The organism is Streptomyces sp. N50, assembly GCF_033335955.1.
GTDB lineage: Bacteria > Actinomycetota > Actinomycetes > Streptomycetales > Streptomycetaceae > Streptomyces.
Genome location: NZ_CP137549.1, coordinates 2,044,854 through 2,063,388 on the forward strand (window position 1 = coordinate 2,044,854; position 18,535 = coordinate 2,063,388).

Genomic DNA, 18,535 nt, shown 5'->3' on the forward strand with positions numbered 1-18,535 from the left:
GTCGGCAGGGTGGTTGTCCACAGGGCCTCCCGCTCGGATTCTCCGGCTGCTAGCTTCGAAGCCTCGCACCTAACAAATGTTTGGTGGAAAGGTAGCTGATGCGCCCATGGGTGTCTCCACCTCAACCTCGACAAAGGCGATTTCCGTAGTCACGGTCGACTACCCGCCGGTGAACGCGCTGCCGGTGGACGGCTGGTTCGCCCTGGCCGACGCCGTGCGCGCGGCCGGGCGTGACCCCGACGTCCGCTGTGTGGTGCTCGCGGCCGAGGGGCGTGGTTTCAACGCGGGCGTGGACATCAAGGAGATACAGGCGCGGGGGCGGTCGGCCCTGGTCGGGGTGAACCGAGGCTGTTTCGAGGCGTTCGCGGCGGTCTACGAGTGCGAGGTGCCGGTCGTCGCGGCCGTGCAGGGGTTCTGCCTGGGCGGGGGCATCGGTCTTGTCGGCAACGCGGACGTGATCGTGGCGAGCGAGGACGCCACCTTCGGCCTGCCCGAGCTGGACCGTGGCGCCCTGGGCGCGGCCACGCATCTGGCCCGGCTGGTCCCCCAGCACCTGATGCGCGCCCTGTACTACACCTCGCGCACGGCGACGGCGGCCGAGCTGCACGCGCACGGCTCGGTCTGGCGGGTCGTGCCGCGCGCCGAACTCCTCTCCGCCGCCCTGGAGTTGGCGGCCGAGATAGCCGCCAAGGACGGCGAGCTCATCCGCCTCGCCAAGTCCGCGATCAACGGCATCGACCCCGTCGACGTCCGCCGCAGCTACCGCTTCGAGCAGGGCTTCACCTTCGAGGCCGACGTCAGCGGCGTGGCCGACCGCGTCCGCGACACCTTCGGCACATCGGACAGAGAGGAGGCATAGATGACCGACAAGACGATGACGGCCGACGAGGTGGTCGCCCGGCTGCACAGCGGCATGACCCTCGGCATCGGCGGCTGGGGCTCGCGCCGCAAACCCATGGCCCTGGTACGGGCGTTGCTCCGCTCGGACCTCACCGACCTCACCGTCGTCTCCTACGGCGGCCCGGACGTCGGCATGCTCGCGGCGGCCGGCCGCATCCGCAAGCTGGTGGCCGCGTTCGTCACGCTCGACTCGATCCCCCTCGAACCCAACTACCGCGCGGCACGCGAGACCGGCGCCTTCGAGCTGACGGAGGTCGACGAGGGCATGTTCATGTGGGGCCTGCGCGCCGCCGCGAACCGGCTGCCGTTCCTGCCGGTGCGCGCGGGCATCGGCTCGGACGTCATGCGGGTCAACCCCGGCCTGCGGACGGTGACTTCGCCGTACGACGACGGGGAGACGTTCGTCGCGATGCCCGCGCTGCGCTTGGACGCGGCCCTGGTCCACGTCAACCGCGCCGACCGGCTGGGCAACGGCCAGTACCTGGGCCCGGACCCGTACTTCGACGACCTGTTCTGCGAGGCGGCGGACTCCGCCTACCTCTCCTGCGAACGGATCGTGGACACGGCCGAGTTGACGAAGGAGGCCCCGCCGCAGTCCCTGCTCGTGAAGCGGCTGAGCGTGACCGGGGTCGTCGAGGCGCCCGGCGGCGCCCACTTCACGTCCTGCGCTCCCGACTACGGCAGGGACGAGAACGTCCAGCGGCTGTACGCGAGCACCCCCTGGGCGGAGTTCTCCGACCGCTTCCTGGCCGGTGACGAACAGGCCTATGGGTCGGCGGTGCGGAACTGGCAGGAGGAACAAGGGTGATGGACGTATCGCGTGAGGACGTAGCGAGTAAGGCCGCACCGCGTACGGACGTCCGGCGTTCCGAGTACTGCGTGATCGCCTGTGCGGAGGCGTGGCGCGACGCCGGGGAGATCCTGGCCAGCCCGATGGGGTTCATCCCGTCCGTCGGCGCACGGCTGGCCCGGCTCACCTTCTCGCCGGATCTCCTGCTCACCGACGGCGAGGCGATGCTCGTCCGCCCGGACGGGACGCCGGAGGGCTGGTTGCCGTACCGGCAGCATCTGACGCTGGTGGCGAGCGGGCGGCGGCACGTGATGATGGGCGCGAGCCAGATCGACCGGTTCGGCAACCAGAACATCTCGTGCATCGGCGACTGGGCGCGGCCGAAGCGGCAGTTGCTCGGAGTGCGCGGGGCGCCGATCAACACGCTGAACAATCCGACGAGTTACTGGGTACCCAGGCACTCGCCCCGGGTGTTCGTGGAGAAGGTCGACATGGTGTGCGGGGTGGGGTACGACCGGGTCGCCGAGCACCCGGGGACAGCACGCTTCCACCGTATCCCCCGGGTCGTGTCCGACCTCGGTGTCTTCGACTTCGCGACCCCGGACCACTCGATGCGGCTGGCCTCGCTGCATCCCGGGGTGAGTGTGGAGCAGGTGCGGGAGGCGACGGGGTTCGAGCTGGTGGTCCCGGACGAGGTTCCGTCGACGCGCGAACCGACCCCGGAGGAGCTGCGGCTGATCCGTGAGGTGATCGACCCGGCCGACACCCGCCGCAGAGAAGTGAGTTCGTGATGGAGACCGCGCTGACCCGGCTGGTCGGGGTCCGGCATCCGATCGTCCAGACGGGCATGGGCTGGGTGGCGGGACCCCGCCTGGTGTCGGCCACGGCGAACGCGGGCGCGCTGGGCATACTCGCCTCCGCGACCATGACCACCGACCGGCTCCGGGACGCGGTCCGCGAGGTCAGGTCCCGTACGCGGGAGCCGTTCGGGGTGAATCTGCGCGCGGACGCCACCGACGCCGGTGACCGGGTGCGGATCATCATCGAGGAGGGCGTACGGGTCGCGTCGTTCGCGCTCGCGCCCTCCGCCGAGCTGATCGCCGAGCTGAAGGAGGCGGGGGTCGTCGTGATCCCGTCGATCGGGGCGCGGCGGCACGCGGAGAAGGTCGCGGCGTGGGGCGCGGACGCGGTGATCGTGCAGGGCGGGGAGGGCGGCGGACACACCGGGGAGGTGGCCACCACGGTGTTGCTGCCGCAGGTCGTGGACGCGGTGGACATACCGGTCGTGGCAGCCGGCGGCTTCTTCGACGGGCGGGGTCTGGTCGCGGCGCTGGCCTACGGGGCGGCGGGCGTCGCCATGGGCACCCGCTTCCTCCTCACCTCGGACTCGACGGTCCCGGACGCGGTGAAGGCGGCCTATCTGGCGGCAACGGTCAAGGACGTCACGGTCACGAGGGCGGTCGACGGCCTCCCGCACCGCATGCTCCGTACGGAACTGGTCGACGCCCTGGAGAACTCCGGCCGTACGAGAACCCTGCTCCAGGCGGTACGCCGTGCGGCGGGCTTCCGCCGTCTGTCCGGCCTGAGTTGGCGCCGGATGATCCGCGACGGCCTCGCCATGAAGCACGGCAAGGAGCTGACCTGGAGCCAGGTGCTGCTGGCCGCGAACACGCCGATGCTGCTGAAGGCGTCGATGGTGGACGGCCGCACGGACCTCGGGGTGATGGCCTCCGGGCAGGTCGCCGGGGTGATCGAGGATCTGCCGTCGTGCGCGGAGCTGGTGACACGGGTGATGAAGGAGGCGGAGGAGGTGGTGTGGACGCTGGTGCGGGCCGACTCCTGACCATGTGCACACGCCTTCGTGCACACTCGAAGCATGTCCGAGACCATGAGCATCCGAGAAGCCCGCGCCGGACTCTCCGGAATCCTCAGCAAGGCGGAGGCGGGCGAAGCCACCGTCATCACACGCAACGGCACGCCGGTCGCGGCGCTGGTGTCCATGTCCGCATACGACGCGCTGGAGGAAGCCGCGGACGAGCTGCTGGCCCGGGAGGCACGCCGGTATCTGGACGAGCCGACGGTGAGCATGGCGGAAGTCCTCGCCGACCTGTTCAGCGAGGACTCGGGGCAGGGCACCGCGTGAAGTACGCGTTCCGTTGCACAGCCACAGCTCAGCGGCAGCTCCGAACCGTCGACCGCACCCGCGCCCTGCCCATCCTGACCGCGCTCACACGGCCTGGCGACGATCCGTACCGCGACGACGCCGACGTGAAGAAGCTCTCTGGCCACGACGGCTTGTACCGGCTCCGAGTCGGCGACTTCCGCGTGGCCTACCGCATCGACGACGGACAGCTGATCATTCTCGTCGTCAAAGTCGGCAACCGTCGCGACGTAAACCGCTCGCTCTGATCACTTGGGCCCACGACGCACCCCGCCCTTCACAGCCGTTCGATGATCGTCACGTTGGCCTGGCCGCCGCCCTCGCACATCGTCTGGAGGCCGAACCGGCCGCCGGTGCGCTCCAGTTCATGCAGGAGGGTGGTCATGAGCTTGACGCCGGTCGCACCGAGGGGGTGGCCCAGCGCGATCGCGCCGCCGTTGACGTTGACCTTCTCCGGGTCCGCGCCCGTCTCCTTCAGCCAGGCCAGGACGACCGGCGCGAAGGCCTCGTTGATCTCGACGAGGTCGATCGCGTCGATGGAGAGGCCGGTCTTCTTCAGGGCGTGGGCGGTGGCCGGGATGGGGGCCGAGAGCATGCGGATCGGGTCCTCACCCCGGACGGAGAGGTGGTGGACGCGGGCGCGGGGCGTCAACCCGTGTTCGCGGACGGCCCGTTCCGAGGCGAGCAGCATCGCCGCCGCGCCGTCGGATACCTGGGAGGAGCACGCGGCGGTGATGGTGCCGCCGTCGACAACCGGCTTCAGTCCGGCCATCTTCTCCAGCGAGGTGTCCCTGCGCGGGCCCTCGTCGACCGCGACCGCGCCGTACGCCACCGTCTCGCGTTCGAAGCGACCCTCGTCGATGGCGCGCAGGGCCCGCCGGTGCGACCGCAGCGCGAACTCCTCCTGGTCCTGCCTGCTGATCCCCCACTTCGCGGCGATCATCTCGGCCCCGGCGAACTGGTTCACCGGCCGTGTCCCGTACCGGGCGCGCCAGCCCTCGCTGCCCGCGAAGGGGCCGTCGGTGAGGCCGAGCGGTTCGGCGGCCTGGCGGGAGGCGAAGGCTATGGGGATGAGGGACATGTTCTGGACTCCCCCGGCGACCACCAGGTCCTGGGTGCCGGACAGCACGCCCTGCGCCGCGAAGTGCACCGCCTGCTGCGAGGACCCGCACTGCCGGTCCACCGTCACGCCCGGTACCTCCTCGGGCAGCCCGGCCGCCAGCCAGGCGGTCCGCGCGATGTCCCCGGCCTGCGGCCCCACCGCGTCCAGACACCCGAAGACGACGTCCTCGACGGCGGCGGGATCGATCCCCGAGCGCGCGACGAGCTCCTTGAGCACATGCGCCCCGAGGTCCGCCGGGTGCACCCCGCTCAGCCCTCCCCGGCGCCGCCCGACGGGCGTACGGACCGCTTCGACGATATAGGCCTCGGCCATGCCAACTCCCCATCCACACCCGTGAGTTACGTGCGTACGGCGATCCCGTCCAGCACCATCGAGAGGTACTGCCGGGCGATCTCCTCGGCGCTGTGCTGGCCGCCCGGCCGGTACCAGGACGCGGCGACCCACACCGTGTCCCGGACGAACCGGTAGGTGAGCCGGACGTCGAGGTCGGCCCGGAAGACCCGGGCGGCGACCCCGCGCTCCAGCGTGGACAGCCACGCCTTCTCGAACTTGCGCTGCGACTCGGCGAGGAACGCGAACCGCTCCTGCGCGACCAGCTGCTTGCTCTCCTTCTGGTAGATCGCGACGGCGGCGCGGTGCCGGTCGATCTCCCGGAACGACTCGGTGACCAGGGCTTCGAGCGTCTCGCGCGGGCCCGACTCGGCGTCCAGGACGGTGTCGTAGCCGCCCCACAGCTCGTCGAGGAAGGTCCGCAGGATCTCCTCCAGCATCGATTCCTTGGAGTCGAAGTGGTAGTAGAGGCTGCCCGCGAGCATGCCGGCGTGGTCGGCGATCTTCCGTACGGTGGTGGCGTTGTACCCCTGCTCGGCGAAGACCTCGGCCGCCGTGTCGAGGAGTTCACGACGGCGGGCCGGAGCGGCGGTCACCGGGGGCTTCTTCTTGGTCGGCACGGCACCATTGTCGTGCCCCGGCCCCGGCCTCCCGTGCGGCCCCTCGCCCACGCCCTCGCGCCGCTACGCATGCTGACTGCTCACGGCGACGACCTCACCCGTCATGTACGACGAGTAGTCCGAGGCCAGGAACACGATCACGTTGGCCACCTCCCAGGGCTCCGCGTACCGCCCGAAGGCCTCGCGCGCGGTGAGTTCGGCCAGCAGCTCGGGCGTCGTCACCTTCACCAGGTGCGGGTGCATGGCGAGGCTCGGCGAGACCGCGTTGACCCGCACCCCGTACTCGGCGGCCTCGATCGCCGCGCACCGGGTCAGCGCCATCACACCCGCCTTGGCCGCCGCGTAGTGCGCCTGCCCGGCCTGGGCACGCCAGCCGACGACGGAGGCGTTGTTGACGATCACCCCGCCACCGCTCTCGCGCATCGCGCGCAGGGCCGCCCTGGTGCACCGGAACGTGCCGTTCAAGGTCACGTCCAGCACCTTCGACCACTGCGCGTCGGTCATGTCGACGAGGTCCGAAGTCCCGCCCAGACCGGCGTTGTTGACGACGACGTCGAGACGTCCGTGCGTGGCGACGGCGGCGTCGAACAACGCCCGCACCTGAGCCTCGTCCGTCACATCGCACGGCAGCGCTACGACCGCCTCCGCGCCGAACTCCCCGGCCAGCTCGGCCTCGTACTCCTTCAGCCGCCGTGCGTGCGCGTCGCTGATCAGCACGCGCGCGCCCTCCTCCAGGAAGCGGCGCGCGGTGGCCCCGCCGATGCCCGCGCCGGCGGCGGCGGTGACGACGGCGGTGCGTCCCTTCAGCAGCCCGTGCCCGGGGACGTATGCCGGAGTCTCGACGCCTGTCATGGGCCCACGCTAACCTACCAAACACTTGTTAGGGAAGGACTGTTGAGGAGGGACGGCCGCATGGACCTCGACTTCACGCCCGACCAGCAGGCGTTCCGCGCCGAGGCCCGCGCCTGGCTGCGCGCGCACGTGCCGACTACGCCCCTCCCCTCCCTGGAAACAGCCGACGGCTTCGCCGCGCACCGCGTCTGGGAGGCCCAACTCGCCGCGGACCGTTGGTCGGTGGTGTCCTGGCCGGAGGAGTACGGCGGTCGGGGCGTGGACATCGTGCGGTGGCTGGTGTTCGAGGAGGAGTACTACGCGGCGGGCGCGCCGGGCCGGGTCGGCCAGAACGGCATCAACCTGCTCGCCCCGACCCTCTTCGACCACGGCACGCGGGAGCAACGCGCGCGCGTGCTGCCCTCGATGGCCACTGGTGAAGTCGTCTGGGCCCAGGCGTGGTCGGAGCCGGAGGCGGGGTCCGACCTCGCGTCCCTCATCTCGCGGGCCGAACGCACCGACGGGGGCTGGCTGTTGAGCGGCCAGAAGACGTGGTCGTCGCGGGCAGCCTTCGCGGACCGCGCGTTCGGCCTGTTCCGCAGCGAACCCGACACCCCGAGACCCCACCAGGGCCTGACCTACCTGATGTTCGACCTGCGCGCACCTGGCGTCACGGTCCGCCCGATCGGCCGCCTGGACGGCAAACCCGCCTTCGCGGAACTGTTCCTGGACGACGTCTTCGTCCCCGACGAGGACGTCATCGGTGAACCGGGCCAGGGCTGGCGGGTCGCCATGTCGACCGCGGGCAACGAACGCGGCCTCACCCTCCGCTCCCCCGGCCGCTTCCTCGCCGCCGCCGACCGCCTTCTCAACCTCTGGCGGCAGCAGGGCAGTTCACCGACCACACACGACCGGGTGGCCGACGCGGTGATCGGCGCCCGCGCCTACCAGCTCTTCACCTACGCCAACGCCTCCCGTTTCCTCGACGGCGAGTCCATCGGCCCGGAATCCAGCCTGAACAAGGTCTTCTGGTCCGAGTACGACATCGCCCTGCACGAGACGGCCCTCGAACTGCTCGGCGAGGAGGGCGAGTTGGCGGACACCGACTGGGCCGAGGGTTATGTCTTCTCCCTGGCCGGGCCCATCTACGCCGGTACGAACGAGATCCAGCGCGACATCATCGCCGAGCGCCTGCTCGGCCTGCCGAAGGGCCGCCGCTGATGCGCTTCCTCCTCGACCCCGAACAGCGGGCGTTCGCCGACTCGTTGAACGCGATGCTGACGGCTGCGAACACTCCGTCGGTCGTACGGGAGTGGAGTCGCGGCGAGCATACGAGCGGGCGGGCGCTGTGGCGCCGTATCGCGGAGGCCGGGGTGTTCGCGCTGGCGATACCGGAGGCCTACGAGGGGTTGGGACCCCGGCCCGTCGAACTCTCCGTGGCGTTCGTGGAGTTGGGGCGGCACGCGGTTCCGGGGCCGCTGGTGGAGACGGTCATGACAGCCGCGTTGCTGACCGAACCCGGTCCGGCCAAGCGCCTGTTGCCCGCGCTGGCGTCGGGTGAGGTGATGGCGACGGCGGCCTCTGCGGGGTCGTACGCACTGGACGGGGACGTGGCGACGACGCGCCTGTGCTGGGACGGGGACGGTCTGCGGATGGCCCCCGGCCACGGGCCGGTGCGTGCGTCCCTCGACCCCGCTCGCCGCCTCACCCGTCTCCTCCCCGGCGGTGAACTCCTCACCCCGGAACCGTCCTTGGCCCACGCCCTCACCTGGGCCCGCCTCGCCACCGCGGCCCAAGCTCTCGGTGTCGGGCTCGCGTTGCTCGACAGGACCGTGGCCTACGTCAAGCAGCGCACCCAATTCGGGGTGCCCGTCGGCTCGTTCCAGGCCGTGAAGCATCAACTGGCCGACGCGAAGATCGCGTTGGAGTTCGCGCGCCCGCTGCTCTTCGGTGCCGCGCTCACCATGACGGAGTCCGACGTGGCCGCCGCGAAGGTCACGGCGTGCGATGCGGCGTACCGGACGGCCCGTACGGCGCTTCAGCTGCACGGCGCGATCGGTTACACGGCGGAGTACGACCTGTCGCTGTGGCTGACCAAGGCCCGTGCCCTGCGGGCGAGTTGGGGCAGCCCGGGCGAGTGCCGGGCCGCCGTGCTCGACGGTCTCAGTGGTGGTGGTCGCCGCTCGTGAGTTCCTTGTACTCCTCCGCCGTCGGCTTGGGGATGCGGGCCTCGGGGCCGAACATCGCCTTGGCGAGCCGGGCCCGTACCCGCTGGCCGCCCTTGACCTGCCGCTCGACGCCGTTCGCGTCGACGAGCGGGCCGATCGCGTAGGGCGGTTCCTGTTCGTGCTGGGTGAGCCTGAACCGCTCGTCCGGGGTGAGGGGTTCGTGGACCTCGACGTACTCGCCGTGCGGCAGCATCTTGATGAGGCCGGACTCGCGGCCGTGCAACACCTTGTCCCGGTCCCGGCGTTGGAGCCCGAGGCAGACGCGTTTGGTGACCAGGAACGCGGCGACCGGCATGACGAAGAAGGAGATCCGCACGAACCAGGTGATCGCGTTGATCGAGAGATTGAGATGCGTGGCCACGACGTCGTTGCCGCCGCCGATCAGCAGCACCGCGTACAGGCTGAGCCAGGCCACGCCGAGCCCGGTGCGCACGGGCATGTTGCGCGGCCGGTCGAGGATGTGGTGTTCGCGTTTGTCGCCGGTGATCCAGGCCTCGATGAAGGGATAGGCGCCGATGGCGGCGAGGATCAGCGGGAAGAGCGTGAAGGGGATGAAGACGCCCAACTCCAGTGTGTGGCCCCAGGCGTTGAGCTCCCATCCCGGCATCACCCGGATCAGCCCCTCGGAGAAACCGAGGTACCAGTCGGGCTGTGCGCCGGTCGTCACCAGGTCCGGCCGGTACGGTCCGAAGGCCCACACGGGGTTGATGCTGGCGATCCCGCCCATGATCGCGAGGACGCCGAAGACGAGGAAGAAGAAGCCGCCCGCCTTGGCCATGTAGACCGGCAGGAACGGCATGCCGACCACGGACTTCTGGTTGTGTCCGGGCCCGGGATACATGGTGTGCTTGTGGTAAAAGACCAGGATCAGGTGCGCGACCACCAGGCCCAGCATGATCCCCGGCAGCAGCAGGACATGGACCGGGAAGAGCCGCGAGATGATGTCGTGCCCCGGGAACTCCCCGCCGAACAGGAACATCGACATGTACGTGCCCACGATCGGCACGGACAGGATCGCGCCGTCCGCGAAGCGGATGCCGGTGCCGGACAGGAGGTCGTCGGGGAGCGAGTAGCCGGTCAGCCCGGTGATGATGCCGAGGAACAACAGGGTCCAGCCGAACACCCAGTTGATCTCGCGCGGCTTGCGGAACGCGCCGGTGAAGAACACCCGCATCATGTGGATGAGCATGCCGGCGATGAAGACGACCGCCGCCCAGTGGTGGATCTGCCGGATCAGCAGGCCGCCGCGCACGTCGAAGCTGATGTCGAGCGTGGACTCGAACGCCCGGGTCATCGGGATGCCGTTCAACGGCGCGTACGAACCGTGGTAGATGACCTCGACGCCGCTCGGCTCGAAGAACAGGGTGAGATAGACGCCGGTGAGGATCAGGATGAGGAAGCTGTAGAGGCAGATCTCGCCGAGCATGAAGGACCAGTGGTCCGGGAAGACCTTGCGCATATTGGACTTGGCGATCGCGTACAGCCCGAGCCGCCCGTCCGCCCAGTCGGCGAGCTTCTCCCCTTTACCGGCCTCGGCGGGCCGTCCGGCACCCACCGCTCCGTTCGTCGACCGGCCGCCGTTCGCCGATCCGTTCACCGATCGTGCGCCGTCCATACGTTGGCCGCCCTCCCCGTCGGATCACCCCACAGGGTGCCACGAGGTCCGGGCTAAGCCAACGGTGCGTCAGCAGGCATCGGCAGCCCGATCACGGCCGCACGTCCCTGGGCGTGCAGCACCGCCTCGTCGCCCAACTGCACCGCGTCGTAAGGCTGGAGAGTCAGCCCGGCGACCTCGGCGGTCCCGTCGAGTGCCACGACCAGCGTGCTCGCGCTCAGACGCAGCCGCCCTCTGACGACGGCGACCGTAGGGGCAGTAGAACCCGCTCCCCGGCGCCACATGACGTTCAGATTGACCACCGGCCCGTCCAGCAACCGGCAGTCGGTCGGCACGTCACCCCTGAAGTCCCTTGGTTCATAACGGGTGTTGACCAGCCACCGTTCGCCGCCCACCGTCAGATCCATGCCCGCGCCCTCGACGACGGTCAGGGTCCGGTCGATGTCGGGGAAGGCCGAGAACGGGCCGTCCGCCGCGACCTCGGCGAGGCTCACCCGCCACGCGAAGTCGTCCATGCCCGAGCCCTCGGGCCAGGCGGCGATCTCGCGGGTGACACCGCCACCGTTCTTCCAGGGCACGGCAGTTCGGGCCGAGGCGGGCAGGGCGCGGATCACTGGACGAACCCCCGCTCCCGTGCCGTAGCCAGCCACTGCGGGAACTCGCCCACGAGCCGGTCGTAGAGCTCGGCGTCGGACATCTTCAGCGGATCCGAACCGGCATGGAAAAAGCCCGCGTTGTCGATCTCCCGCTTCTGCGGCACCGCCAACTCGTCGAGTTTGCGCAGGAATTCGAACTGCTTGCTCTTCGCGTCGCCGAACCCGACGAACTGCCAGAACAGCGGGAGCTTGGCCGCCTTGCACAAGTACCGTTCCGCGGCGAGCTTGTTGATCGGACCGCCGTCGGTCTGGAAGACGACGAGGGCGGGGTCCTTGGCACCGCTGTCGAGGTAGTGGTCGATGACGGCGTCCATGGCCAGGTGGTAACTGGTCTTGCCCATGTGCCCGAGCCCGGCCACGATCCGTTCGATACGCCCCTGGTGGTCGGCGAGCGCGATGTCCGTGACGGCGTCGACGTCGGTCGAGAAGAATATGACCGGCACGGTTCCGTCGTCGTCGAGGTGCGCCGAGAGGCCCAACACCCGGTCGGCCAGGGCCTGGACGCTGCCGTCCTTGTAGTACGGCTTCATGGAACCCGAGTAGTCGACCACGAGATAAACGGCGGCGCGCTGCCCGTCCAGGCCGTGCTTGCGCAGCGAGACTCCGGCGCTCTTGTACAGGCTGACCAGCGCGGGCGCGGTCTCCTCGACCTTGCTGAGCGAGATCGCGGCCACGGAGGCTCCCTTCGGATCACGGTGAAAGGATCGAGATTACGCCACGGAGCTCCGGCAGGCGCATTGTCCCCTCAACCCCCGAAATAACGGACGTAACCGCCCTTACGCTGGGCCCATGAAACGCGCCGGCGTCCTGATGCTCGCCACCGTGCCCGTCGCCATCGCAGCGACGGCCTACGGCCTCTCACCCACCGCCCACACCGACCCGCGGCCCGCCCACCCGTCCGCCGCGACAGAGCGCAGAGCACCCGAGGGCCTGGCCGCGCCGGCCATGAAGAACCTCGCCCAGGAGCTGGTGGCCAGCGCCGAGAACTCGACGCTCGACTGGCGCAGCGCGTACGGCTATGTGCAGGACATCGGCGACGGACAGGGCTACACCGCGGGCATCATCGGCTTCTGCACCGGCACCCACGACCTCCTCGTCCTGGTCGAGCGCTACACCGCCGCCCACCCGGACAACGGCCTGGCCCGCTACCTCCCCGCCCTGCGCAAGGTCGACGGCACGGCCTCCCACGAGGGCCTGGACCCCGGCTTCCCGGCCGCGTGGCGCGCCGAGGCGAAGGTCCCGGCCTTCCAGGCGGCGCAGGACGCGGAGCGCGACCGCATCTACTTCGACCCCGCGGTCAGCGCGGCGAAACGAGACGGCCTGGGCCCGCTCGGCCAGTTCATCTACTACGACGCGATCGTCTTCCACGGTCCCGGCACGGACGGCTTCTACGGCATCCGGGAGCGCGCGCTGCAACGGGCCAAACCCCCTGCCGAAGGCGGCTCCGAGAAGGCCTACCTGAGCGCCTTCCTCGACGTCCGCCGCGCCACGATGCGGGCCAAGCACCCCGGCATCGACACCACCCGCATCGACACGGCCCAGCGGAAGTTCCTGGAGGAGGGGAACCTGGAGCTGCGGACGCCGTTGGTGTGGAAGGTGTATGGGGAGACGTACAAGGTGCCGTGACCTCCGCCAACTCGCCGTCACCGCCGATCACTTCTGCGATGATGCGGTCCTGCGCGCGGTCAGGGGAGGACGGGGCGGGTGGAGCCTGGACAGCACACGGAAGCGGTCGGGACACGGCGTGCCCTGTTGATCGGTGTGAAGGACACACCGTTCCTCGCCGAGCACGGTGACCTCGCGGACCGGTATCCACCGCTCGCCTCCGCCGAGACCGACGTAGCACTCGTGCGTGACGCGCTGCTGGGATCGGGCTATCTCATCGAGACGGAGTGCGAGAAGACCGGACGCGGCCCGGTGCTCGGCAGGGTGTCCCACTTCTTCGAACGGTGCGCCCCCGGTGACACGGCGTTCCTCTACATCTCCTGTCACGGTGAGACGATCCGGGGACGTGATCATCTAGTTCTCTCGGACAGCCAACCCGGCCGGATGTTCGACGACGGCAGCCCAGGGCTGTTGGCCAGCACGCTCCTCAAGGCAGATGCGAGCGAACTGCTGAGCAGCCTGCCACCCAGCGTCGACGCCATCGTGTGCCTGGACACCTGCCGCACCTCACAACCCGACCACACCGGCGCTCCGGAGACAGTGCTGGTCCCGGGCGGCAGGAACGCCTACCTGCTGTACAGCTGCGGTCCGGGACAGCGCTCGTACACGGACCCGGTCGAGGGCAGCTGGTTCGCCCGGGCCCTGGCCAAAGCGCTCTCCCGGGACACTCCGCCCACCACGTTCTACGACGTCGTCCAATACACGAACACCCAGCTTCGGGAGACGGCCCAGGCATACCCCCACATCGCACCGCCGACCGCCCTGGACCTGAGACCGCTCGCTCCTCAGGGCGCCGCGCAACTGCCCAACCCGGTGATCTGTGAGGGCTCGCGGCTGACAACGGAGTGGATCCGGGCCATCCGGGAATCCGAGCTGTGGCGGCACACGTCGGGTGAGGCCGGAGTCCACGAGCAGATCACACGTCGGCTGGAGCAGCTGGTCGAGTCCGTCGCCGACAGTTGTCTTGGCACCGGTGCCCACCGCGCCGATCCATGGCGCGACCCGCGCTATCCGATCCGGGTCGAGAACCGGCTCTCCGACCTGGTACGACGCGCCAGTCTGCGTGCGGACGAGCAACTGTCCCCCGCCGAGACCGCATGCCTGCTGGCCGCGACCGTGGTCTACGAAGGGGCTGTGGCCACCGGGCTCGAGGATCTGCGGGCCCAGCTCCCCACTCACTTCGATCCCGGACCCCGCGGGCGGGACTCCAGCAGGAACGACCATGACCACCGGAGCCTGGTGCGGGACGCCGCCCGTGACGTCTGCCGGGCCTACGGTCTCGTCCTGCGCACGACCGAGACACTCCACCGGCGCGGCTTCAAGGAGGAGGCCGTCGCCGCCGATCACTGGCTGCGGCACCGGTTCATCGCCGACTGGGACCCGCTGTGGGAGCGGGATTCCGTGTACACACCGGTCCACGAGCTGATCAGGGGGACGGTGGAGGCCATCGAGGCCGCCGCCGAGACGCCCGCCGCAGGGCCGCGCACCGAAGAGGCCCGGCAGGAGATCGACCGCCGAGTGCGCCAGGTCATCGGCCACCTGACGGTCAAGCCTGGCACCAGTCCTCGTATCAACGACAGTCGGCATTCGGACACCTGGGACGACGGCCGCGACTGGCGTCCTGTGCGCGGCAACCGGTGGCGCGGCCCTCAACTCGCCCGGCTGCTGTGGACGGCGGGCCTGCTCGCCGCCGATCCACGCCGCCTGTCCAGCGTGCTCGTCGACCACCTGGGCGCCCGCGAACCGCTGAAGCCCGCAGAGACCGTCGAGGCCCTCGGCACCGGTCTCGACTACGACGAAGACGAGGGCCCTACCCAGGAGACCCACAGTCTCGCCATCCGCTTCGACTGCGCCCATCCGGCCCTGCACGCCGCCCTGGAGGAACTGGTCGCCGCTGCCGACGCCACAGTGCGGGCGTTCCGCCAGGACTCCGCGACCCAGCCGCTGTTGCGCGGACTGCCGGCCCGGGTGACCACGGGTCAGTTGCATGCGCTCGGCGGCCGTTACGCCGAACCCCTGGAACGCTTCCGCCTGGCCGAGGACGAGATCCGTCCCCTCCTGATGGGCACCCAGCTGTACGGCGACCGGATGCTCGCGGTCCGTGAGCTGTACCAGAACGCGCTGGACGCCTGCCGGGTACGGAACATGCGGCGCCAGTACGACGGCAAGGCGCCCTGGCCCGGCCGGATCGTCTTCACCCAGGGAATGGACGGCATGCGCCCGTACATCCAGTGCGCGGACGACGGCGCCGGCATGAACCGCGCCAAGCTCACCTCGATGTTCGCCCGGGCGGGCCGACGCTACGAACAGGATCCGGACTTCGTGCTGGAGCGGCGCAACTGGCGCCGGGCCAAGCTGCCCCACCAACCGATGAACTCCCGTTTCGGCATCGGGGTGTTCAGCTACTTCATGCTCGCCGACGAGGTCGTCGTGTGGACCAACCCGGTCGACCAGCGAGGCCGGGCGGACAGCGAACGGCTGCGTGCGGACATCCAGTCCGGCTCCGGTCTGCTGCGCATCAACACCACGGACGACGGCGAGGTTCCCGAGAGCGGCGGCACCGTGGTCCGCCTGTATCTGGCCGAACCGCGCGAGAACGAGAAACGGCCCTCTCTCGTACACACCCTCCGCGAACTGCTGTGGGTGACCGAACAAGAGGTGAGCGCCCACGAGTTGGCCGAGGACGGCCAGGTACTGCGCGAGTACCGGTGGACGCCGGACACCCTGGAACCGCGCGACCGCTGGCAGAACACCCCGATGCGGGCGGGCGAGGACGCGTGGCTGGTCCAGGGCGAGGGCCAGTTCCTGCTGGACGGCGTCGTCATCCCTGACGCGCCGGAACTCTACGGACAGGTGCTCAACCTGCGGGAACGGCACAGCCCGGTGCCGAGCGTGAACCGCAACCAATTGCTGGAGTACGACGACCGGCTGGCACTCCAGGAACTGCTGAACGGCGTCCCGCAAGCCGTCGCCGGGTGCGAGGAGGTGTCGCTGCGGTGGTTGTGGGAGCTGGCCCGGGAGGCGCCTCAGGTGGCGGTAGCGGTGCTCGACGCTCTACCCGTAGAAACCGTGGCGGTATTGGGAGCGTCGGACTACGACGAACGGCTGGGGAAGGAACGCCTGCTGCTGCGGGATGTCGGGTGCTTCCCGTGCGATGCCCTTGTGATGCACACCGCATTCCGGAGACAGTCGTTGGACGACAGCCGCCCATACGAAGGCATTCTGTTCGAGAGCTGGCAATTCACTCGATTGGGCATCCGTCAGCAGGAAAGTAGCTTCGCGCCTGCGGGCTACCCGGCCCCTGCCGGCTTGGACGCCTTGTTGTTCCAGCAGGACGCACCATGGGGCTGGGTAACAGTCCTCCAGGCCGCCGCCCAGTCGGAGCGGTCGGTCCGAGAGGCGCTACGTGCCGTGCGCCGTTACGCCATCGCCGGTGTGATCGTGCCCGAGGCCGAGGACATCTGTCGACTGGGCGATATACGTCCGAGCCGGCCCGCCGCAGACCTATATGCCGCGTACAAGGGCATGTCGGAGTGGACCCGCCGCTTCACCGAGGACACCTTCGGCTCCTTCCGGACGCGCCGACGCCGCAGTGATCATCTGCGCACGGATGGGGCGCCGGCCCCGCACACTCCGTTGCTCGCCATCTCGGCGCTCCACGATCTACCCCTGGGCGAAGTGGCTGATCTGCTACCCGAGTTGCGGCTCGTGGACCCCGCAATCCCACCTCCTCCCGTACTAGACGTCACGCTCGCCGCCGAACGCGCCACCCAAGACGATCTCAGGCGTTTCGCATACAGCGACACCCCCGCCAGCAGCCCCTGGGAGCTGCGGCCGAACTGGCTGCCGGGAACCGTGCGTCCCGTCGATCTACTCAGTCGCGCCGAACCGTCCTGCCCGCTGCAAGACCTCGTCGAACACATCGAGCGGCTCGCCCCACTCGGCCTGACCCTGGAGCAGCCTCCAACCGCGCAAGCGCAACAGACGGACACCCTGCCGGCCGACCAGAGGCTCCTGCTCTCCGGTGAGCACAACCGCACCGCTCCATGGTACGAAGGCATACTGAACATGCACGACATCTTGCACATCTCAGTTAAATTGCAGCAGCCTTTGGGCGACCTGGCACGGCGCATCATGGCCGCCACTGCGGTCACAGGAATCATCGTGCCGGACATCCCGGACAAGGCAGCCGACTGGCTCGTACCCGACTGGCTCGTACCCGACTGGCTCGCCAGCGCCCCCGAGGCAGCCGAACAAAGCAGACGGTTGTTCCGTCCGTGGGAAATCGTGGGCCTCTTCCACTACAACGGCCACAAGATGGACGAACTCCCGCAAGCAGTAAGGGCATTGGGCTCCTGTGGGTTGATCGACTGGGGGACGGCAGACGCCAAGGCGCTGGAACGTCAGGCGATGGGCCGACATCACCTGCTCACCGCATATCCGAACGGCCTGGCCCTCCCTTCCCCCACTTACACCGACATCGGCGGCGACTTCGACGAGGACGGTGTCTCCCTCGCCTTCCTATTGGGCCTCACCACGACGGAGGGAGCCGACCTTGCAACAGTGATGAGCGAGCTGTCCGAGCTGTCCACCGACCTACCGTTGGCAATCGACCAGCCTCCGCCCGAAACCCTGCACCTGCGGGCCACCGCCATCGATGTCTACATTCTGATGCAGGAGCAGGGGGCCACACGTTTCCGCGACCGGCTCACCCTCTCCGACCTCCTGGAACACGCCGACTTCAGCCGCCTCCCGCTCGCGACGTCCGTCAAGCAACTCGCCGTCTTCATTCCGCTGGGCGCTCCTGCACCGCCAGGCGACTTCCGGGATCCCGAAGTCGAGGCCCTCACGGACTTCTTCCCCGACCGCTTCGACCACGCCGCCTTCGACAAGGGCCTCCTCGGCCCCGGAGTCCTCGGCCCGCTCGAACTCGTCCTGGTCGCAGGCCGGTTCGGCTGGACCCTCGGCGAGACCTACCAGCGCTACGCCCCTCTGCGCTGCCTGGGTCTTGAGGTCACCGTCACCCCTCCCGACGGTGACACGGAGGCGCTCACCCCGGACTGGCGCGATGTCGTCCTGCTCACCGAACACCTCACCGGCCGGGCCCCCGCCCTGTCGGGCACGGTGACCTCGGACCACATCAGTCTGTGCGCGGAGGAGACCGACCTCGACGAAGCACAGGTGACCGAACGACTGCACCGCTACGCCGGACTGTTCGGTCTGCGGTTGCCGCCCCCCAGGATCCCGTCCGCCCGGCTCAGCAGAGAGGACGCCCGCCCATGAGCGCACCCGTCCAGTACCGAGTCGTCCCGTACGACTCCGTCCTCACCTTCCAGTGGGAGAAACGAGGAACAGAGGACCACCCCACGTGGGCGGGGACGGGCGACTGCCCCGTCTGCGGTTGCTCCATGACGGTGACGTACGCCTACATCCAGCCGCCCATCCCCAAGGGTGGCTTCCGGGACCGGCGAGAGAAGTCCGACGCCGACATCTGGTACAGCAGTTGCCGGTGCGCGAGCCTGCACATGCCGCGTCCGGCGAACGTACCGGCCGGCTGCGGAGCCATGCTGAGGCTCGCCCGGCCCCAGGCCACGACAGGCGACGGAGGCTGAGCGG

General features: G+C 69.5%; 17 protein-coding genes. 11 read left to right on the forward strand and 6 right to left on the reverse strand.

Going from position 1 to position 18,535, the window contains the following annotated elements; translation table 11 throughout:
* Positions 1 to 106: 106 nt before the first annotated feature.
* Genes R2B38_RS08770 through R2B38_RS08795 form a run of 6 tightly spaced genes read left to right on the forward strand, consistent with a single transcriptional unit; the run spans position 107 to position 4,099 of the window.
* Positions 107 to 859, forward strand: a complete 753-nt coding sequence (locus R2B38_RS08770) for an enoyl-CoA hydratase family protein (RefSeq protein ID WP_318015714.1) — start codon at positions 107 to 109, stop codon at positions 857 to 859.
* Positions 860 to 1,708: a CoA transferase subunit A gene (locus tag R2B38_RS08775; protein ID WP_318015715.1), complete on the forward strand. Its 849-nt coding sequence runs from the start codon at positions 860 to 862 to the stop codon at positions 1,706 to 1,708.
* Entirely contained in the window at positions 1,708 to 2,481 is a 774-nt protein-coding gene (locus R2B38_RS08780) for a CoA-transferase subunit beta (RefSeq protein WP_318015716.1), read from the forward strand. The genes R2B38_RS08775 and R2B38_RS08780 overlap by 1 nt, the downstream gene beginning before the upstream one ends.
* On the forward strand, positions 2,481 to 3,533 hold the full coding sequence (locus R2B38_RS08785; protein ID WP_318021616.1) for a nitronate monooxygenase: 1,053 nt from the start codon (positions 2,481 to 2,483) through the stop codon (positions 3,531 to 3,533). The genes R2B38_RS08780 and R2B38_RS08785 overlap by 1 nt, the downstream gene beginning before the upstream one ends.
* 33 nt (positions 3,534 to 3,566) lie before the next feature.
* The gene (locus R2B38_RS08790; RefSeq protein WP_318015717.1) at positions 3,567 to 3,833 is read left to right on the forward strand and encodes a type II toxin-antitoxin system Phd/YefM family antitoxin; all 267 of its coding nucleotides are present in this window, start codon (positions 3,567 to 3,569) and stop codon (positions 3,831 to 3,833) included.
* Positions 3,830 to 4,099 carry a type II toxin-antitoxin system RelE/ParE family toxin gene (locus R2B38_RS08795; RefSeq protein WP_318015718.1) on the forward strand — a complete coding sequence of 90 codons (270 nt, stop codon included), beginning with the start codon at positions 3,830 to 3,832 and terminating at the stop codon, positions 4,097 to 4,099. The genes R2B38_RS08790 and R2B38_RS08795 overlap by 4 nt, the downstream gene beginning before the upstream one ends.
* A 29-nt stretch (positions 4,100 to 4,128) precedes the next feature.
* Here the strand turns inward: R2B38_RS08795 and R2B38_RS08800 are convergent, their stop codons facing one another.
* The 3 genes from R2B38_RS08800 to R2B38_RS08810 form a co-directional block, all read right to left on the reverse strand.
* On the reverse strand, positions 4,129 to 5,286 hold the full coding sequence (locus R2B38_RS08800; RefSeq protein WP_318015719.1) for an acetyl-CoA C-acetyltransferase: 1,158 nt from the start codon (positions 5,284 to 5,286) through the stop codon (positions 4,129 to 4,131).
* A 26-nt stretch (positions 5,287 to 5,312) separates the two neighbouring features.
* Positions 5,313 to 5,924 carry a TetR/AcrR family transcriptional regulator gene (locus tag R2B38_RS08805; protein ID WP_266767684.1) on the reverse strand — a complete coding sequence of 204 codons (612 nt, stop codon included), beginning with the start codon at positions 5,922 to 5,924 and terminating at the stop codon, positions 5,313 to 5,315.
* Positions 5,925 to 5,987: 63 nt separating this feature from the next.
* Positions 5,988 to 6,776, reverse strand: a complete 789-nt coding sequence (locus R2B38_RS08810) for an SDR family oxidoreductase (protein ID WP_318015720.1) — start codon at positions 6,774 to 6,776, stop codon at positions 5,988 to 5,990.
* 60 nt (positions 6,777 to 6,836) lie between these two features.
* On the opposite strand from R2B38_RS08810, the gene R2B38_RS08815 reads away from it, so the two are divergent.
* Positions 6,837 to 7,976 carry an acyl-CoA dehydrogenase family protein gene (locus tag R2B38_RS08815; protein WP_318015721.1) on the forward strand — a complete coding sequence of 380 codons (1,140 nt, stop codon included), beginning with the start codon at positions 6,837 to 6,839 and terminating at the stop codon, positions 7,974 to 7,976.
* Positions 7,976 to 8,944 carry an acyl-CoA dehydrogenase family protein gene (locus tag R2B38_RS08820; RefSeq protein WP_318015722.1) on the forward strand — a complete coding sequence of 323 codons (969 nt, stop codon included), beginning with the start codon at positions 7,976 to 7,978 and terminating at the stop codon, positions 8,942 to 8,944. Before R2B38_RS08815 ends, R2B38_RS08820 begins: the two co-directional genes overlap by 1 nt.
* Here the strand turns inward: R2B38_RS08820 and R2B38_RS08825 are convergent.
* From R2B38_RS08825 to R2B38_RS08835, 3 genes are read right to left on the reverse strand one after another with little or no spacing between them, the layout of a single operon-like run.
* Positions 8,919 to 10,598, reverse strand: coding sequence for a cytochrome bc complex cytochrome b subunit (locus tag R2B38_RS08825; protein ID WP_318015723.1), 1,680 nt, complete (start codon positions 10,596 to 10,598; stop codon positions 8,919 to 8,921). The two genes, R2B38_RS08820 and R2B38_RS08825, sit on opposite strands and share 26 nt — an antisense overlap.
* Before the next feature lie 53 nt (positions 10,599 to 10,651).
* Positions 10,652 to 11,212, reverse strand: coding sequence for a HutD family protein (locus R2B38_RS08830; RefSeq protein ID WP_318015724.1), 561 nt, complete (start codon positions 11,210 to 11,212; stop codon positions 10,652 to 10,654).
* Positions 11,209 to 11,928, reverse strand: a complete 720-nt coding sequence (locus R2B38_RS08835) for a VWA domain-containing protein (RefSeq protein WP_318015725.1) — start codon at positions 11,926 to 11,928, stop codon at positions 11,209 to 11,211. Before R2B38_RS08835 ends, R2B38_RS08830 begins: the two co-directional genes overlap by 4 nt.
* Positions 11,929 to 12,043: 115 nt before the next feature.
* On the opposite strand from R2B38_RS08835, the gene R2B38_RS08840 reads away from it, so the two are divergent.
* The 3 genes from R2B38_RS08840 (at position 12,044) to R2B38_RS08850 (ending at position 18,531) form a co-directional block, all read left to right on the forward strand.
* Complete coding sequence (locus R2B38_RS08840) at positions 12,044 to 12,880, forward strand: chitosanase (protein ID WP_318015726.1); 837 nt, start codon at positions 12,044 to 12,046, stop codon at positions 12,878 to 12,880.
* A gap of 78 nt (positions 12,881 to 12,958) precedes the next feature.
* Entirely contained in the window at positions 12,959 to 18,202 is a 5,244-nt protein-coding gene (locus tag R2B38_RS08845) for a caspase family protein (protein ID WP_318015727.1), read from the forward strand.
* Positions 18,199 to 18,531 (forward strand): hypothetical protein, encoded by a 333-nt coding sequence (locus tag R2B38_RS08850; RefSeq protein WP_318015728.1) that lies wholly within the window; start codon positions 18,199 to 18,201, stop codon positions 18,529 to 18,531. The genes R2B38_RS08845 and R2B38_RS08850 overlap by 4 nt, the downstream gene beginning before the upstream one ends.
* Positions 18,532 to 18,535 lie beyond the last annotated feature (4 nt).

Bases quoted from the DNA above. Each gene is read 5' to 3' on its own strand.
- R2B38_RS08790 (WP_318015717.1), top strand. From the start codon at position 3,567: ATGTCCGAGACCATGAGCATCCGAGAAGCCCGCGCCGGACTCTCCGGA.
- R2B38_RS08810 (WP_318015720.1), bottom strand. From the start codon at position 6,776: ATGACAGGCGTCGAGACTCCGGCATACGTCCCCGGGCACGGGCTGCTG.
- R2B38_RS08815 (WP_318015721.1), top strand. From the start codon at position 6,837: ATGGACCTCGACTTCACGCCCGACCAGCAGGCGTTCCGCGCCGAGGCC.
- R2B38_RS08850 (WP_318015728.1), top strand. From the start codon at position 18,199: ATGAGCGCACCCGTCCAGTACCGAGTCGTCCCGTACGACTCCGTCCTC.
- R2B38_RS08820 (WP_318015722.1), top strand. From the start codon at position 7,976: ATGCGCTTCCTCCTCGACCCCGAACAGCGGGCGTTCGCCGACTCGTTG.
- R2B38_RS08785 (WP_318021616.1), top strand. From the start codon at position 2,481: ATGGAGACCGCGCTGACCCGGCTGGTCGGGGTCCGGCATCCGATCGTC.
- R2B38_RS08775 (WP_318015715.1), top strand. From the start codon at position 860: ATGACCGACAAGACGATGACGGCCGACGAGGTGGTCGCCCGGCTGCAC.
- R2B38_RS08840 (WP_318015726.1), top strand. From the start codon at position 12,044: ATGAAACGCGCCGGCGTCCTGATGCTCGCCACCGTGCCCGTCGCCATC.
- R2B38_RS08770 (WP_318015714.1), top strand. From the start codon at position 107: ATGGGTGTCTCCACCTCAACCTCGACAAAGGCGATTTCCGTAGTCACG.
- R2B38_RS08800 (WP_318015719.1), bottom strand. From the start codon at position 5,286: ATGGCCGAGGCCTATATCGTCGAAGCGGTCCGTACGCCCGTCGGGCGG.
- R2B38_RS08780 (WP_318015716.1), top strand. From the start codon at position 1,708: ATGGACGTATCGCGTGAGGACGTAGCGAGTAAGGCCGCACCGCGTACG.
- R2B38_RS08825 (WP_318015723.1), bottom strand. From the start codon at position 10,598: ATGGACGGCGCACGATCGGTGAACGGATCGGCGAACGGCGGCCGGTCG.